We start from the raw sequence: 15,666 nt of genomic DNA, 5'->3' as shown, positions 1-15,666 counted from the left end.
TCACATCCCTTCGCGCGCGCTGCGCATGGAGGCGAAGCCGGTCAGCCGGACCAGGATCAGCGACAGGCCGGTGGCGACGACCACCAGGAACGACGCGATGGCGCTGGCGTAGCCGAAGTCGTAGCTCTTGAAGCCGGCCTCGTACATCAGGTAGGGCAGGATCGCGGTGTCGGTGCCCGGGCCGCCCTTGGTGAGGATGAGGACGGTCTCGAAGTAGGTGAGCGAGCCGACGACCATCAGCACGGTCGACGTGGTGATGGTGTGCCGCAGCTGGGGCAGGGTGATCGAGAAGAACTGCCGGGTCTGGCTCGCGCCGTCGATGGCCGCCGCCTGGTACAGCACCTCGGGGATCTGCCGTGCACCGCCCTGGTAGATCAGGGTGTGGAAGGGGATGAACTGCCAGCCGCCGACGAAGACGATCGCCAGGAACGCGCCGCTGGACGAGCCGAGGATGTTCTCCCGGATGATGCCGAAGTTCGGGTCGAGCAGCGCGTAGTAGAGGAGCGCGATCGCCGTCGAGGACAGCAGGAACGGCACGAAGAAGATGGCGGACAGGATGGCCCTGTTGCGCTGCCGGCCCGCCGCCCAGACTCCGAGCAGGAGGGCCACGAACGTCTGGAAGGCCCAGCTGACGACGGTCAGCAGGACGGTCACCCACAGGGACTGGACCATCCGGTCGTCGTCGATCAGCTTCTTCCAGTTGTCGAGGCCGACGTACCGCGGATCGCTCAGGCCGTCCCACTCCGTGAAGGAGAGGTAGAAGGCCAGAAGCATCGGGACGACGGCGAAGAACGCGAAGTAGAGGACTGCGGGCAGGGCCCAGGCGGCGTTCGGCCGCCCGACCCCCACCTTCCCCGCCACACGCCTCCGTCGTACGGAGGCGGTGGCGGGGCCCTGCTTGACGGGAGCGGTGGTGCTCACTTCAGCCCCTTCAGCGCACCCACGAAGCGGGCGGGCGTCGACTTCCCGACGAACAGCTTGTTGATCTCGGTGAGCATGGGTGTGGAGACGTCAGGGTCGACGGCCTGGTCCCAGCTGAGCGTGAACGCGGGCGCCTTCTGGACCATCTCGTACTGGAACTTGGCGAACTCCGGGTTGGGGGAGGCGTCGAGCAGCTTCGCCGCGTTGGCGGTCGTCGGGACGTCTCCGTTGGCGACGAGGGCCTTCGCGTACTCCTCCGAGGCGCAGGTCCTGAGGAACGCGATGGCGGCGTCCTTGTTCTTCGTGCGGGAGTTCACCGACCAGTAGTTGGTGGGGTTGCCGACGACGTTGCGGATGTCGCCGGCGCCGCCCTCGACGGTCGGGAACGCGCACCAGCCCATGTCCTTCTTGGCGAAGTCCGGGAACTTGCCGAGCTGCGTCGAGTACTCCCAGGAGCCCATCAGGTGCATCGCGGCCCTGCCCTTGGCGAAGACCGCCGGGGCGCCGGCGTTGTTGTACCCGACCGAGCTGTACTTGGAGCCGAAGGCGCCGTCGTCGATGAGGTCCCGGACGGTCTGGGCGGCCTTGAGGACGGCCGGGTCGCCCCAGCCGGAGGCGTCACCGTTCTGGATCTTCCGGAAGACCTCCGGTCCGCCGATGCGGTCGACCAGGTACTCCAGCCACATCAGCTCGGTCCAGGTGTCCGCGCCGCCGAGCGCGAACGGGGTGATCTTCGCCTTCTTGAGCTTGGCGTTGTTGTCCAGCAGCTGGTCCCAGGTGGTGGGCGGCTGCAGCTTGTGCTCGGCGAAGAGCGTCTTGTTGTAGAACAGGATCACGGGCTGCATACCGCGCATCGGTATGCCGTAGTGGCGGCCGCCGAGGTCGCCCGCCGAGAGCACGGACGGCAGGAAGCCGTTCGCCAGGACCGAGTCGACCTTGATGGTGTCCGTCAGGTCGACGAGCCTCTTCGCCTCCTGGTAGGCCTTGATCGAGCCGCCGCCCCAGTTGAAGAAGAGGTCGGGGGCGCTGGGCGAGCCCATCGCGGTGCGCAGCTTGGTGGGGTAGTCGGAGCCGGGGATCTTCTCCAGCTTGATGTCGCCCTTGGCCTTCTTGGACGCGGCGGACTTGTTGAACCGGTTGACCGCGGCCGTCTGCACCTTGACCGCGTCGTCACCCCACACGAACGCGGTGAGTTCGGATCCGCCGTCCGAACCGCTGTCGCCGGAGCCGCAGGCGGTGAGCCCGGCGGAGAGCAGGGTGGTGGCACCGGCGCCGAGGACCCAGCGTCTGCTGTAGGACTCCATGTGGCAAGCACCTTTCGCGAATGTTTCGAGTAATACTTCGAATGTTCCGGGAACCTAGGGTGCCGAGGGGGGTTCGTCAAGGGGGTGCGCAGGGATACGATCGCGGCCATGAGTCCTTCCCAAGCACAGCCCGCCAGTCGGCCCGGCAGGGCTTCCGCACAGACGGCGACGCTCGCGGAGATCGCCCGCGAGGCCGGTGTCTCGGCTCCGACTGTTTCGAAGGTGCTCAACGGCAGAGCCGACGTCGCCCCGGCGACCCGCACCCGGGTCGAGGAGCTGCTGCGCGCGTACGGCTACCGGCGCCGCAGGGCCGAGGCGAGCCGTTCGCCCCTGATCGACCTGGTCTTCCACGAGCTGGAGAGCGCCTGGGCGATGGAGGTGATCCGGGGCGTCGAGAACGTGGCCCGGGACGAGGGGCTGAGCGTCGTCCTGTCCGAGAGCGCCGGCCGGCTGACACCGGGGCGCAGCTGGGCCGACCAGGTCGCCGCCCGCCGGCCGCACGGCGTGATCCTCGTGCTGTCCGGGCTCGACGAGTCTCAGCGGGCACTGCTGACCAGCCGGTCGATCCCCTTCGTCGTCATGGACCCGGCGGGCGACCCCGGCGACAACGTGCCGTCCATCGGCGCCACCAACTGGCAGGGCGGCCTCGCCGCCACCCGCCATCTCGTCGAGCTGGGCCACACCCGGATCGGGGCGATCAGCGGACCGTCGCGGATGATGTGCAGCCGCGCCCGCGTCGACGGCTACCGGGCCGCGCTGGAGACGGCCGGGCTGCCGGTCGACCCCGCGCTGATCCGCGCGGGCGACTTCCACCACGAGACCGGCTACCGCGCGGGCCTCGAACTCCTGGGCGCCCCCGACCGGCCCACCGCCGTCTTCGCCGGGAACGACCTCCAGGCCCTCGGCCTCTACGAGGCGGCGCGCGAGCTCGGACTGCGGATCCCGGAGGACCTGAGCGTCGTCGGCTTCGACGACCTGCCGATCGCCCGCTGGGTGGGGCCGCCGCTGACGACCGTGCGGCAGCCGCTGACGGAGATGGCGGAGGCGGCGGCCCGGCTGGTGCTGCAGCTCGGCAACGAGGACGGCGCCTCCGTGGCGACACGCGTGGAACTGGCCACCAGCCTGGTGGAGCGCAGCAGCACGGGGGCACCGCCGCCGCACCCCGCCGGATGAGCGGCCACCCGGACAGGCGTTCGCCGGGCCGGACGCCGACGTGCCGGACGGCCGGGGTGCCGACGGCGGGCCGGGTGCCGGCGGCGGCGCGGTGGCAGACGGGGCCCGTCGGACCTGTGAGGTGCGTGCGGCGTATTGACGGGCCGGGCCCGGACCCCCACACTCCTGCGAAGTCAATCGGCTGAAACGCCGAAACTTTCGGAGTTCTCGGAGGTACCCCCGCAATGAGATCCTCCTTACATCCCCGCCCCGCCCGCCGCCCCCGCCCACGCTCCCGGACGCGCTCCCGGCTGGTCGCCCTGTTCACGGGCGTCGCCGCCGTCGGCGTCCTGCTCGCGGCCGGCACGACGGCACGCGCCGCCGACGCCCCGCTGCGCGATCTCGCCGAGGCCAGGGGGAAGGTGATCGGCACCGCCGTCACCGGCTCGAAGCTCACCGGCACGTACGGCGACCTCGCGGGCGGTCAGTTCAACTCGCTCACGCCCGGCAACGCCATGAAGTGGGAGACCGTCGAGCCCAGCCGGGGCAGCTACGACTGGGGCGAGGCCGACCGGATCGTCGCCTTCGCGCAGGCCCACGACCAGCAGGTGCGCGGGCACACCCTGGTCTGGCACAGCCAGAACCCGGGCTGGCTGACCGACGGCAGCTGGACGGCCGACCAGCTGAGCACGCTGCTCCAGGACCACATCACCACCGAGGTGACCCGGTACAAGGGCGAACTGGCCGCCTGGGACGTGGTGAACGAGCCCTTCAACGAGGACGGCACCTACCGCACGTCCCTCTGGTACCAGGGGCTCGGCTCCGACTACATCGCCCGGGCGCTCACCTGGGCCCACGCGGCCGACCCGGACGCCAAGCTCTACATCAACGACTACAACGTCGAGGGCGTCAACGCGAAGAGCACCGCTCTGTACGACCTGGTCAAGTCCCTCAAGGAGCGCGGCGTCCCGATCGACGGCGTCGGCCTCCAGGCCCATCTGATCCTCGGCCTGGTGCCGTCCACGCTCCAGCAGAACATCGAGCGGTTCGCGGCGCTCGGCGTCGACGTGGCGGTCACGGAGCTGGACATCCGGATGCAGCTCCCCTCCACCGACGCGAAGCTGGCCCAGCAGGCCGCCGACTACCGGGCCGTGATGAACGCCTGCGTCGCGGTGAGCCGGTGCGCCGGGGTCACCGTCTGGGGCTTCACCGACTCCGACTCCTGGATCCCCGACGTCTTCGACGGCTACGGCGCGGCGACCCCGTACGACGCGAACTACGTCCCGAAACCGGCGTACGGCGCGATCGCCACGGCGCTCGGCGGGACGTCGACCCCGCCGACGGGCGACTGCACGGCCGCGTACAGCGTCGCCAACGAGTGGAACACCGGATTCACGGGCCAGGTGACCATCAGCTGCTCCGGGGCGGCGCTGTCGTCGTGGAAGGTGAGCTGGGACTACGGCGCGGGCCAGCGGATCACCCAGGCGTGGAACGCGACATGTGCCCAGTCCGGTACAACCGTCACCTGCTCCAACGCGTCGTACAACGGGACGGTGCCGAGCGGCGGCTCGGTGACGTTCGGCTTCAACGGCACCTGGAGCGGGAGCAACCCGGTCCCGGCGGTGACGCTGGGCTGAGGCCCGTGGCGGCCGCCAGGCCGGGGTGACGGCGGGCTGCGACCTGGGCTTCGTCGGGCTTTGTCTGAGGAAACCCTGAGAAGTCTAAAATTTTGGGCAGGAAACCTGAGACAAGGCTTCTCCTCGTCATAAGTCCGACTTACGTTCTCCCTCGTGAGCGGAGAAAACGAACACGAGGACGAAAACGGGGGCGCCGCGAGACGCGGTGGCCGGCGGCGCGGGCTGGTGAAGGCCGCGGGGATCGCGCTCGCCGGCGTACTCGTCCTCTCCGCCGCGGGGGCGGGCTGGGCCTACTGGCACCTGAACCACAACATCAAGGGCGTCGACATCGACAGCGCGCTGGGCGACGACCGCCCGGCCAGGTCCGGGCCCACCTCCGCCACGCCGGAGGCGTCCGCCTCGGCGAGCCCGGCCCCGAGCACCGCGCTGAACATCCTCGTCCTCGGCTCCGACTCGCGCAGTGGCGCCGAGAACGCGAAGCTCGGCGGCGGCGACAGCGAGGGAGCCCGCTCGGACACGGCGATGGTCGTGCACATCGACGAGGGCCGCACGACGGCGACGGTCGTCAGCATCCCGCGCGACACCCTGGTCACCCGGCCGTCCTGTCCGACACCGTCCGGGGGGACGACGGCGGTGGCGTACAACGCGATGTATAACACCGCGTACTCGGTGGGCGGACCCGTCTGCGCGGTGAAGACGGTCGAGTCGATGACGGACGTCCGCATGGACCACTACCTGGAGATCGACTTCGCGGGCTTCGCCGACCTGGTGGACGCGCTCGGCGGTGTCACCGTCACCACGGACGAGGACATCGACGACGACCAGAGCCACCTCCACCTGAAGGCGGGCGAGCACCGGCTGGACGGCAGGAAGGCGCTGGCGCTGGCCCGCACCCGGCACGGCATAGGCGACGGCAGCGACCTCGGCCGCATAGGTCTGCAGCAGAAGCTGGTCAAGGCCCTGCTGGACCAGATCTCCGCCACGAACCTGCTCACGGACCCCGCCAGGCTCTACAAGGTCGCGGACGCGGTCACCGGCAGCCTCACCACCGACACCGGCCTCGACTCGCTCGGCGAACTCATGGACCTCGGCCGCAGCCTCAAGGACCTGCCGTCCGAGGCGGTCACGACCGTCATGATGCCGGTGGTCCAGGCCCCCTCGGACCCCAACAGGGTGGTGGCGGACGAGCCGGAGGCGGGCGACCTGTGGGCCTCGCTGAAGTAGCCCCACCGGAAGGGCTCCTATCCGGCGGGCCGGCCGAGGAGCATCGTCGGGGCGCCGGCCACGCGGGTCAGGAAGACGGTGAGCGCGCCCCTGCCGTGGGGCTTGGGCAGCGCCTTGCGGCGCAGTTCCTCCGGCTCGACCGCCGACCCGCGCTTCTTCACGGTCAGGACACCGATCTCGCGCTCCCGCAGCAGGACCCTCAGCCGCTTCACGTTGAAGGGGAGCAGGTCGGTGATCTCGTAGGCGGTCGCGTACGGGGTCGGGTGCAGGACGTCGGACGTCACGTACGCGATCGTCTCGTCCAGAAGTCCGCCGTCGAGCTCCTCGGCCGCCTCGGCGACCAGGTGGGCGCGGATGACGGCGCCGTCCGGCTCGTACAGATAGCGGCCGGGCGGGCGGACGCCGGGGTCGGGCAGCCCGCGCCCCCGCAGGACACGGGGGCCCGGCAGGAGGGTGGCCCGCACCAGTCCCGGTTCCGTGCCGAACCAGAGCACGGCCTCCTTCACGTCCCCGCCGTCCGAGATCCACTCGGCCTCCGCCTCGGCGGGGATCGCCTCGTGCGGGATGCCGGGTGCGATCTTCAGCGCGGCGAGCGGGGCCCCCAGGGCGGCCCCGGTGGCCCAGGACAGGGGCGGTGAGTACGCCTCCGGGTCGAAGATCCTTCCGCGTCCGCCGCGCCGCGCGGGGTCCACGAAGACCGCGTCGTACGCCGCCGTGTCGACCTCGGTGACATCCGCCTCGCGGACCTCGATCAGTTCACCGAGGCCGAGCGCGTCGGCGTTGGCCCGCGCGACCGCCGCCGTCAGCGGGTCCCGGTCGACGGCGAGGACCCGGATCCCGGCGCGGGCCAGCGCGATCGCGTCGCCGCCGATGCCGCAGCACAGGTCTGCGACGGACCGCACGCCGAGGTCGCGGAAGCGCTCGGCCCGGTGCGTCGCCACGGTCGTACGCGTCGACTGCTCGACCCCGTTCGGCGTGAAGAACATCCGCTCCGCGTCCTCGGCCCCGAACTTCGCCGCCGCCCGCTGCCGCAGCCGCGCCTGGCCGAGCGCCGCCGAGACGAGCTCGGCGGGATGCTCCCGGCGCAGCCGGGTCGCCACGGCCAGCTCCCGCGCCGGGTCGGTACCCCGCACCTCGTCGAGGAGGGCACGGCCCTCGGGGGTGAGCAGAGGGGCGAGGGAGACGTCGTTCACCGGGCCATTGTGGGCCACTGTGGGCCAGTCGGTGGATGGTGCGGGCGCGGTGGCGGTGTCGGCCCGGTGCGGCTGCCCTGGCCTGCGAGGATCCGGCGCCATGCGATCAGTACGACAAAATGAGGAAAACCGGTCGTCGGGTGGGGTGCGCACGGGGGCCGGACGGGGGACACGGGTGGGTACACGCGCACGGACCGGGGCGCGGGCCGGGGCGTCGACCGGGCCGCGGGCCGGATCGCGGCCGACCCGGACGAGGGCCGGGGCCGGGGCGCGGGTGCGGGCCGGGATCGTCGTGCTCGCCGCGGCCTCGCTCGCCGCCGGCTGCGGACAGGCCGGTACCGGAGCGGGGGCCGGGACGGGTACCGGCGCCGGCGACCGGAGGCTGGAGCAGCAGGCGCGGCCCGCACAGCCGGGCCAGCCCGCCGGGCACGCGCAGGGGCGGCCTCCGCTGAAGGCGCCGGCCGCCCGCGCCCTCGACTCGTACGCCACCGGACTGCACAGGTCGTACGCCGCCCGGGTCGCCGCCGCGAAACACTGGAAGCTGGCGAAGCTCCCCCTCGTCCCGCCCCCGCCCCCGGCGAAGAAGCCGGTCCTCACCACCCGCGAGGGCTTCGAGGTGGACGGGCACGAGGACGAGGACCTCCCGCCCGTCTTCACCACCGTCCCCACCGAGGACAAGGTCGTCTTCCTCACCATCGACGACGGCGCCGAGAAGGACCCGGCGTTCCTGCGGATGATGAGCGAGCTGAAGATCCCGTACACCGTCTTCCTCAGCGACTTCGCGGTGAAGGACGACTACGGCTACTTCCGCCGGATGCGCGACCGCGGTGTCGTACTGAACAACCACACCCTCCACCACCGCTACCTCCCGGCGCTCTCCTACAAGGAGCAGAAGCACGAGATCTGCGGCATGCAGGAGGTGATGAGGAAGCAGTTCGGCGAGCGCCCGGCGCTCTTCCGGCCGCCCTACGGCAACTACGACCGCGACACCCTGCGCGCCGCGAAGTCCTGCGGGGTGAAGGCGGCCCCGCTGTGGGACGAGGAGGTCTACGTCGACCACTGGGAGTACCGCGAGGACGACCGGGACCTGCACCCCGGCGACATCGTCCTCACCCACTTCCGGGGCCGCGGCGAGTGGGACGGCACGATGCCCGACATGGTCCGGCGCTTCCTGAAGAAGGTCACGGACAAGGGGTACGCGGTGGCGCGGCTGGAGGACTACCTGTGACCTCGCGGACGCGCGCCCCGCTCGCGCTCGTGCTCGCGTCCGTGCTGCTCGCCGGGCTCGTCGGCTGCGCCCAGTCCGTCGATCCGATCGAACGGCTGGGCAAGAAGGCGGCGCAGCGGGTGCGGACGCCGGAGCCGGACGCGGTGAGCTACGGCCGCTGGGGACTCGCGGGACCACTGGCGCCGCCGCCGAGACCGCCCGCCCGGCCCGCCGTCCGCGTCGGGCGCCGCGGGCTGCCCCCGGTCGTCGACCGGGTGCCGACCCGCGAACGGGTCGTCTTCCTCACGTACGGTGACGGCGCCGAGCGCGACCCGCGCTTCACGGAGATGGTGCGGGAACTGCGGCTGCCGGTCACGCTCTTCCTCACCGACCGGGTCGCGGGCCCCGGATACGGACAGCTGGCGCGGCTGCGGTCGGCCGGCGCGAGCGTCGAGAACAACACCCTGGACCACACCTCGTTGCGGGGACTGCCGTACGCGGGCCAGCGCGCGGAGATCTGCGGCCAGCAGGAGAAGCTGAGGCAGCGCTTCGGAGTCCGCCCCCGGCTGCTGCGCCCCCCGTACGGCACCTACGACGAGACGACGCTCCGGGCCGCCGCCGACTGCGGCGTCGACGCCCTGGTCCTGTGGCGCGACCCCCACCGCCTCCACCCCGGCGACATCATCCGCCACCACCCCACTCCCCGGCTCCTCCACCACATCCAGCGACAGGGCTTCACGGTGGCCCGCCTGGAGGACTACCTGTAGGGGAGGTTTCCAGCCCGTCCGGCGTCTGAGGACGAGGCCGTCAGGCCGATACGGGGGCCCGGGGGCAGCGCCTCCGAGACGCCCACACCCGCCCCGGGTGACGAAAAACCCACGCCGCGCCGCAGGCGATTGGCACTCCGCTTGACCGAGTGCTAATCGCGGTCATAGTCTCGGACCTGGCACTCCCCACCGGAGAGTGCCAATAGCGACGGGCAGGTCCGGCACCCGCGACGACGGATCCACCTGGTCGCCACCTCAGACAGTTAACCCCGTGAGATCTCCGAAGGGGGAGGTCGGATCGTGACGACCGCCAGCTCCAAGGTTGCCATCAAGCCGCTCGAGGACCGCATTGTGGTCCAGCCGCTCGACGCCGAGCAGACCACGGCCTCTGGCCTGGTCATCCCGGACACCGCGAAGGAGAAGCCCCAGGAGGGCGTCGTCCTCGCGGTGGGCCCGGGCCGTGTCGAGGACGGCAAGCGCGTCGAACTCGACGTCGCCGTCGGCGACGTCGTGCTCTACAGCAAGTACGGCGGCACCGAGGTGAAGTACAACGGCGAGGAGTACCTCGTCCTCTCGGCTCGCGACGTGCTCGCGATCATCGAGAAGTAGTTCACCGGCACCACCAGTTTTTCTACGAACTGCGCCCCTGGCCCCCGCGACCTCATGAAGCCGGGCGCCGGGGGCGCTGTTCTTTTTTTCCAGAGGTTCGAGAGGACTGACTCAGCTCCATGGCGAAGATCCTGAAGTTCGACGAGGACGCCCGTCGCGCCCTTGAGCGCGGCGTCAACAAGCTTGCCGACACGGTCAAGGTGACGATCGGCCCCAAGGGCCGCAACGTCGTCATCGACAAGAAGTTCGGCGCCCCCACCATCACCAACGACGGTGTCACCATCGCCCGTGAGGTCGAGGTCGACGACCCGTACGAGAACCTCGGCGCGCAGCTGGTGAAGGAGGTGGCGACCAAGACCAACGACATCGCGGGTGACGGTACGACCACCGCCACCGTGCTGGCCCAGGCGCTCGTCCGCGAGGGCCTGCGCAACGTCGCCGCCGGCGCGTCCCCCGCCCTCCTCAAGAAGGGCATCGACGCCGCCGTCAAGGCCGTCTCCGACGAGCTGCTCGCCACGGCCCGCCCGATCGACGAGAAGTCCGACATCGCCGCCGTCGCCGGTCTGTCCGCCCAGGACAGCCAGGTCGGCGAGCTCATCGCCGAGGCGATGGACAAGGTCGGCAAGGACGGTGTCATCACCGTCGAGGAGTCCAACACCTTCGGTCTGGAGCTGGACTTCACCGAGGGCATGGCCTTCGACAAGGGTTACCTGTCCCCGTACATGGTGTCCGACCAGGAGCGTATGGAGGCCGTCCTCGACGACCCGTACATCCTGATCCACCAGGGCAAGATCTCCTCCATCCAGGACCTGCTGCCGCTGCTGGAGAAGGTCATCCAGACCAACGCCTCCAAGCCGCTGCTGATCATCGCCGAGGACGTCGAGGGCGAGGCCCTGTCGACCCTGGTCGTGAACAAGATCCGCGGCACGTTCAACGCGGTGGCCGTCAAGGCGCCCGGCTTCGGCGACCGCCGCAAGGCCATGCTCGGTGACATCGCCACCCTCACCGGTGGTCAGGTCATCGCCGAGGAGGTCGGCCTCAAGCTCGACCAGGTCGGCCTGGACGTGCTCGGCACCGCCCGTCGCGTGACCGTCACCAAGGACGACACCACGATCGTCGACGGCGGCGGCAGCGGGGACGAGGTCGTCGGCCGCGTCAACCAGATCAAGGCCGAGATCGAGAACACGGACTCCGACTGGGACCGCGAGAAGCTCCAGGAGCGCCTCGCGAAGCTGGCCGGCGGCGTCTGCGTGATCAAGGTCGGCGCCGCGACCGAGGTCGAGCTCAAGGAGAAGAAGCACCGTCTGGAGGACGCCATCTCCGCGACCCGCGCCGCGGTCGAGGAGGGCATCGTCTCCGGTGGCGGCTCCGCGCTCGTCCACGCCGTCAAGGTGCTCGAGGGCAACCTCGGCAAGGAGGGCGACGAGGCCACCGGTGTCGCCGTCGTCCGCCGCGCCGCCGTCGAGCCGCTGCGCTGGATCGCCGAGAACGCCGGCCTCGAGGGTTACGTCATCACCTCCAAGGTCGCCGAGCTCGACAAGGGCCAGGGCTTCAACGCCGCGACCGGCGAGTACGGCGACCTGGTGAAGGCCGGCGTCATCGACCCGGTCAAGGTCACCCGCTCCGCCCTGGAGAACGCCGCGTCCATCGCCTCCCTGCTCCTCACGACCGAGACCCTGGTCGTCGAGAAGCCGGCCGAGGAGGAGCCCGAGGCCGGCCACGGCCACGGCCACTCCCACTGACGCACACCGCGGCAGGCATCACCGAGGCCCGGCGTCCCCACGGGGACGCCGGGCCCCGGCGCGTCCGGGGGCCTGGAGCTCGGGCCCCGTCGCACAACGACCTCGCCGGGCACGATCGGTTGATCTGGTACGTGATACTCGTACCAGTCGAGTGGTTACCGTACGCCCGTACCACTTATCGGAGGAGGGGGCCTGTGGCCATCACCGCCAGCGAGGCCCGCGCCCGGCTGTTCCCGCTCTTCCAGCAGGTCAACGACGACCACGAACCGGTGGAGATCACCTCCAGGGGCGGCGACGCCGTCCTGATGTCCGCACCGACTCGTCTACCGGCGTCCCGCGCCCCGGGCAGCCGTTCACCCCGCGCGTCGCTCACCTCGACGCGTACGCTCCCGTCGTCCCGTCTGCTCAGCCGCAGCTCGGCGTCCCGGCCGGGGACACGCCCGTGGGTCACGGCGTTGGCCGCCAGCTCGGCGGCGATCAGCTCCACGGCGTCGTGGACGGGGGTGTCGTAGCGCCAGCCCCAGGCGTCCATCCGGCACGAGGCGAGCCTGCGGGCCAGCCGGGCGCCGCGGGGCGAGGCGGTGAAGCGGAACGAGAACACCGCCTGATCGGCGAGGGGGAGCGGGAGCGCGGCCGTCCGCTCCCGGCGGGGGGAAGTGGTCATGCGTCGAAGATCCCGTGACGACCCCCGCTCACCAGGTGCGGCGCCCGCACGGCGGTGATCTGTGGGGGCCCCGTGGCCCGGTGTGGGGGTTGTCGGGCAGGCCACGGTTCCGTGTGCGAGTTCCGCTCCGCCGGCGGTTCGGCTTCACCGCCTGAAGACGCCTCGCCAGGTCCATCCGGCGCCGAGAACGACGCGCTGCAGGGGATGTATGACCTGCCGTGTGTCGAAGCGGAACTCGACCTTTCGGCGCTTGCCGTCCGGGTCTCGCTGGTATTCGAACTGCCGGTAGACCGCGTGCCCGTGGCCTCGTGAGTACTGTTTGCCGGCGTTTTCGGAAGACCGGTTCTCCCACCGCTCCTGAAGAACCCGCACCTCGTACGTTTCCGGCACCAGGCGCATGCTGACTTTGATTCGTACGCCCGCCCTGCGGGAGTGGCACTCGACCACCAGATCGACCTTCTTCTCGCCCGGTTCGGCGGCACGCACCTGGAAGGGCGTCTGCGGCCCGTTGAGCGCGAGCAGTGCCGCGGTGACCTCCGCGGGCGCCAGGCGCCGTGCGTTACCGCCGGGGTACCTGGTACCGGTCAGCTTGTCCCAGAAGCGTCCCATGGTCACACCTCCGTGCCGGTGTCGGGGCGCACCGAGCCCACGAACACCTGGAAGTCCGGAAGTACGTCGTCATGCTGAGCCTCGGTCGCGGTCAGTACGAGCTGGATGACCGCGCGTCTGCGCGGATCGGTGACGTCCGGCAGGAACAGGTACACCTGGGACTGGACCAGATCGCGGCGCACGCCGTCGACGATGGTGGAGAAAGCGACGCGCTGGGTCAGGCCGGGTGCGTCGGCGGAGCCGATCTCTCGTCGGTGAACGACTGCCACCGACTCGGCGGCTTCGCGCAGGCGTCCTACCGCCGCGTCCGCACAGTCGGCCGGTGTTGCTTCCTCGGCCGGCATATGTCCGTCGATGGTGATGGTGGCGGCGAAACCCGCGTCGGGGCGGGGATGAACGGCGGCGAAGGCCACGGAGGTGGCGCCGGGGTCGTCCTGGCGGGCGGCGAGCCAGCCGTCCGGCAGCCGGAATTGCAGGGGCACGGGCAGCGTCGTGGGCACGGTGGACTCTCCTTTCATGGGTCAGGGGTGGAGGGGCGAGTAGATCAGAACCAGTCGGTGACGCCGTCCTTGAGGGAGCTGAGGCCGTCTCCGACGGCGTCGGTGGCGTCTCCCAGTGCGTCGACGGCGTCACCGGCGGTTTCGCTGATCTTGTCCGGGTCGACGGTGATCTCGACGCCCACGGAGCCGCCGAGGATGGGCGAGAGACCGGCCTTTCCGCCCAGGTGCCAGACACCGTCGTCGTCCTTCTTGTAGCCGTACCAGGCCTCGGCGCCGGGGCCGGCCCAGCCCTCGGCCGTCGCGCCGATGCCGATGCCGGCGACCTCGCCGCCCCCGGCGACGGAAGCCTTTCCCCCGGCGAAGGCCTTCGCACCGACGGTGACCTCCTCCTTGGTGATTTTGGCGTTGACTCCGGCCTCGCCCCCGGCGAAGCCCTCGGTGCGGACGTAGGCGCCGCCGTACGGCCCGTACTCGCCCCTGCCTTCGGCCACCGTTCTCAGCCCGGCCGAGACCTCCGCCTTGCCTACGACGCCCTTCTCGTTGAAGCCGTAGTTGGCGGTGGCCCGGGCCCCGTAGTAGGTGTCGGAGATCCCGGCGAGCGTGAAGTCGCCGTTGGTCAAGGTGCCCCGCCCGGTCACGTGCCAGAGGTCGGCGTATGCCTTGACCGACCCCTCCTTGCCGTACTTGGGGTCGGTGGTCACGGAGAACCCGGCATCCGGGCCGTTGTCGTACCATCCGTCGGGCTGCGTCGTGGCGGGCTTCGGCGGGGCCGGGGCGTACTGCTCCAGGTGACCGCCGGCCTGGCCGTTGAAGCCGGCCGGGGTACCGTCGGCGACATCGCCGTCGACCGTCACACCTTGCAAAGCCCTCTTGACCTCGTTGTCGGCGCTTCCCACCTTCTTGACCCGCTGATCGATGGCCTCCTGCCAGGAGCCGACGGCCTTACGGCAGCTTTCCTGGTAGTCCGGGTCATGAACCCAGGCGGTGCGCTCGGCGTCGGTCAGTTTCTCGGTGTCGAAGGTGACCAGCCCCTGGTCGGAAACTTTCATGCCGGCGTCTGTGGCGTCCTGGCGGGTGGACTGCAGCTCGCCGCGCAGGGACGTGAACAACGTGTGTGCCTCGCGCAGGAGTGAGGCGACCGCCTTCGCCTCGGTCTGGGCTTTTTGGAATTCCTTCAGCGTGATGCCGAACCGTGCGTGGGCGGCGTCCGCGCTCAGCCCCGCCCAGCTGTCGCCCATGACTATGCCGTGCACATCCCGTTTGTAGGCCACTTCCTGCTTGTGGAACCGCTCGGCCATGCCCTCCCACCGGTCGGCCGCGGTCGTGAGAGCGGACAGGTCCGTCGTCATGATCTCGTGATAGGTCGGCACGGTTCCCCCCGTTGAGCGCTACGGCGGCATCCTCCGCCCGCCGGGTACGCGCGATCAGTACTGGTGCGTCGGTACAGGCGCACTGCTGCCCCTGGCCCGTGACGTCCGCTGCGGCGGGCCCGGTCAGTAATCGTGGAACACCGAGATCGACTGAGAACCGTTTCCGACCGCCGCGTCGGTGCCGTGGAGCACGGTATGGGTCTGGCGTAGCGCCGTCTTCTCCGAGGACAGCCGGTTCATCAAGTTCTTGACCTGGTCGTCCCAAGCCGTGTGCGCCTTTTTCAACGCACCCGAGGTCGCCCAGCCGTCACGGAACGCCTTGACGGCGGCGTCGGTTTCCGTTTCCGCCCAGTCACCGGCTGTGCGGGTGTCGGGCTCAATGTTGTCCTCGATGGCCTTCGCGGCGGCTTTCTTCTCTGCTGGTGAGGAGGCGAGGTCCGGCTTCTTCAGCGGCGGCTGACTCGCGGGACCCGTGATGTCGCCTGGCAACTGGTCGATCCGCATGCCGACGGACTGTTCCGCCACTTTGTCCCTGCCTCTCCCCGTGCGCCACCCCAGGGTGCGGGCGATGGCAGCAGCCATGTGCGTCCTCGTCGAGCGCAGAATAGCGTCTGGCGCTCTCCCCTCTGCGGCTGGCCAACCAACTCGCATAGGCGGGGCGCAATCGCGGCGCACTGGAGCTACTCCAGGCCGCGGTTCCTTGCGGCTCCCGCGGTCCTGTCCGCAGGGCCGCGGGAGCCGCCGCCGGGTGGGGCTCCGCCCGGGAG

General features: G+C 70.5%; 14 protein-coding genes and 2 pseudogenes. 8 read left to right on the top strand and 8 right to left on the bottom strand.

All coding sequences use genetic code 11. From position 1 onward, the window contains the following. Together ACFY93_RS02150 and ACFY93_RS02145 are read right to left on the bottom strand one after the other, a co-directional pair. Positions 1 to 921 carry an ABC transporter permease subunit gene (locus ACFY93_RS02150; protein WP_391352790.1) on the bottom strand — a complete coding sequence of 307 codons (921 nt, stop codon included), beginning with the start codon at positions 919 to 921 and terminating at the stop codon, positions 1 to 3. Further along, complete coding sequence (locus tag ACFY93_RS02145) at positions 918 to 2,225, bottom strand: extracellular solute-binding protein (RefSeq protein WP_391352788.1); 1,308 nt, start codon at positions 2,223 to 2,225, stop codon at positions 918 to 920. Before ACFY93_RS02145 ends, ACFY93_RS02150 begins: the two co-directional genes overlap by 4 nt. Positions 2,226 to 2,333: 108 nt before the next feature. Between ACFY93_RS02145 and ACFY93_RS02140 the strand changes: the two genes are divergently transcribed. The 3 genes from ACFY93_RS02140 to ACFY93_RS02130 all read left to right on the top strand — a co-directional run bounded on the left by ACFY93_RS02140 (position 2,334) and on the right by ACFY93_RS02130 (position 6,238). Further along, the gene (locus ACFY93_RS02140; RefSeq protein WP_391352787.1) at positions 2,334 to 3,398 is read left to right on the top strand and encodes a substrate-binding domain-containing protein; all 1,065 of its coding nucleotides are present in this window, start codon (positions 2,334 to 2,336) and stop codon (positions 3,396 to 3,398) included. A gap of 224 nt (positions 3,399 to 3,622) precedes the next feature. Beyond that, the gene (locus ACFY93_RS02135) at positions 3,623 to 5,014 is read left to right on the top strand and encodes an endo-1,4-beta-xylanase (RefSeq protein ID WP_391352785.1); all 1,392 of its coding nucleotides are present in this window, start codon (positions 3,623 to 3,625) and stop codon (positions 5,012 to 5,014) included. Between the two features lie 153 nt (positions 5,015 to 5,167). Then, on the top strand, positions 5,168 to 6,238 hold the full coding sequence (locus ACFY93_RS02130) for an LCP family protein (protein ID WP_391352783.1): 1,071 nt from the start codon (positions 5,168 to 5,170) through the stop codon (positions 6,236 to 6,238). Between the two features lie 17 nt (positions 6,239 to 6,255). Here ACFY93_RS02130 and ACFY93_RS02125 read toward each other — a convergent pair whose 3' ends face one another. Beyond that, a complete protein-coding gene (locus tag ACFY93_RS02125) occupies positions 6,256 to 7,431 on the bottom strand; it encodes a methyltransferase domain-containing protein (protein WP_391352781.1) in 1,176 nt (391 codons plus the stop codon). Between the two features lie 286 nt (positions 7,432 to 7,717). Between ACFY93_RS02125 and ACFY93_RS02120 the strand changes: the two genes are divergently transcribed. The 5 genes and pseudogenes from ACFY93_RS02120 to ACFY93_RS02100 form a co-directional block, all read left to right on the top strand. Continuing rightward, positions 7,718 to 8,659, top strand: a complete 942-nt coding sequence (locus tag ACFY93_RS02120) for a polysaccharide deacetylase family protein (RefSeq protein ID WP_391352967.1) — start codon at positions 7,718 to 7,720, stop codon at positions 8,657 to 8,659. Further along, entirely contained in the window at positions 8,656 to 9,405 is a 750-nt protein-coding gene (locus tag ACFY93_RS02115; RefSeq protein ID WP_391352779.1) for a polysaccharide deacetylase family protein, read from the top strand. The genes ACFY93_RS02120 and ACFY93_RS02115 overlap by 4 nt, the downstream gene beginning before the upstream one ends. 300 nt (positions 9,406 to 9,705) lie before the next feature. Then, positions 9,706 to 10,014, top strand: a complete 309-nt coding sequence (groES, locus tag ACFY93_RS02110) for a co-chaperone GroES (protein WP_101389639.1) — start codon at positions 9,706 to 9,708, stop codon at positions 10,012 to 10,014. Between the two features lie 119 nt (positions 10,015 to 10,133). Beyond that, the gene (groL, locus tag ACFY93_RS02105) at positions 10,134 to 11,756 is read left to right on the top strand and encodes a chaperonin GroEL (protein ID WP_391352776.1); all 1,623 of its coding nucleotides are present in this window, start codon (positions 10,134 to 10,136) and stop codon (positions 11,754 to 11,756) included. Positions 11,757 to 11,950: 194 nt separating this feature from the next. Beyond that, a pseudogene (locus tag ACFY93_RS02100) lies at positions 11,951 to 12,067 on the top strand (type II toxin-antitoxin system Phd/YefM family antitoxin); the annotation flags it as partial. A 101-nt stretch (positions 12,068 to 12,168) separates the two neighbouring features. On the opposite strand, the pseudogene ACFY93_RS02095 reads toward ACFY93_RS02100, so the two are convergent. The 5 genes and pseudogenes from ACFY93_RS02095 to ACFY93_RS02075 form a co-directional block, all read right to left on the bottom strand. Continuing rightward, a pseudogene (locus ACFY93_RS02095) lies at positions 12,169 to 12,288 on the bottom strand (ATP-binding protein); the annotation flags it as partial. Between the two features lie 276 nt (positions 12,289 to 12,564). Then, entirely contained in the window at positions 12,565 to 13,029 is a 465-nt protein-coding gene (locus tag ACFY93_RS02090) for a hypothetical protein (protein WP_391352774.1), read from the bottom strand. Between the two features lie 2 nt (positions 13,030 to 13,031). Continuing rightward, entirely contained in the window at positions 13,032 to 13,529 is a 498-nt protein-coding gene (locus tag ACFY93_RS02085) for a hypothetical protein (RefSeq protein ID WP_391352773.1), read from the bottom strand. A 44-nt stretch (positions 13,530 to 13,573) separates the two neighbouring features. Next, positions 13,574 to 14,878: a hypothetical protein gene (locus ACFY93_RS02080; RefSeq protein WP_391352771.1), complete on the bottom strand. Its 1,305-nt coding sequence runs from the start codon at positions 14,876 to 14,878 to the stop codon at positions 13,574 to 13,576. A gap of 144 nt (positions 14,879 to 15,022) precedes the next feature. Further along, a complete protein-coding gene (locus ACFY93_RS02075) occupies positions 15,023 to 15,481 on the bottom strand; it encodes a hypothetical protein (RefSeq protein ID WP_391352769.1) in 459 nt (152 codons plus the stop codon). Positions 15,482 to 15,666: the final 185 nt, after the last annotated feature.

The organism is Streptomyces sp. NPDC008313 (assembly GCF_042956125.1).
Lineage (GTDB): Bacteria > Actinomycetota > Actinomycetes > Streptomycetales > Streptomycetaceae > Streptomyces.
Note: the sequence above shows the minus strand (reverse complement) of the source record. Positions and strands in the feature narration are given on the sequence as shown.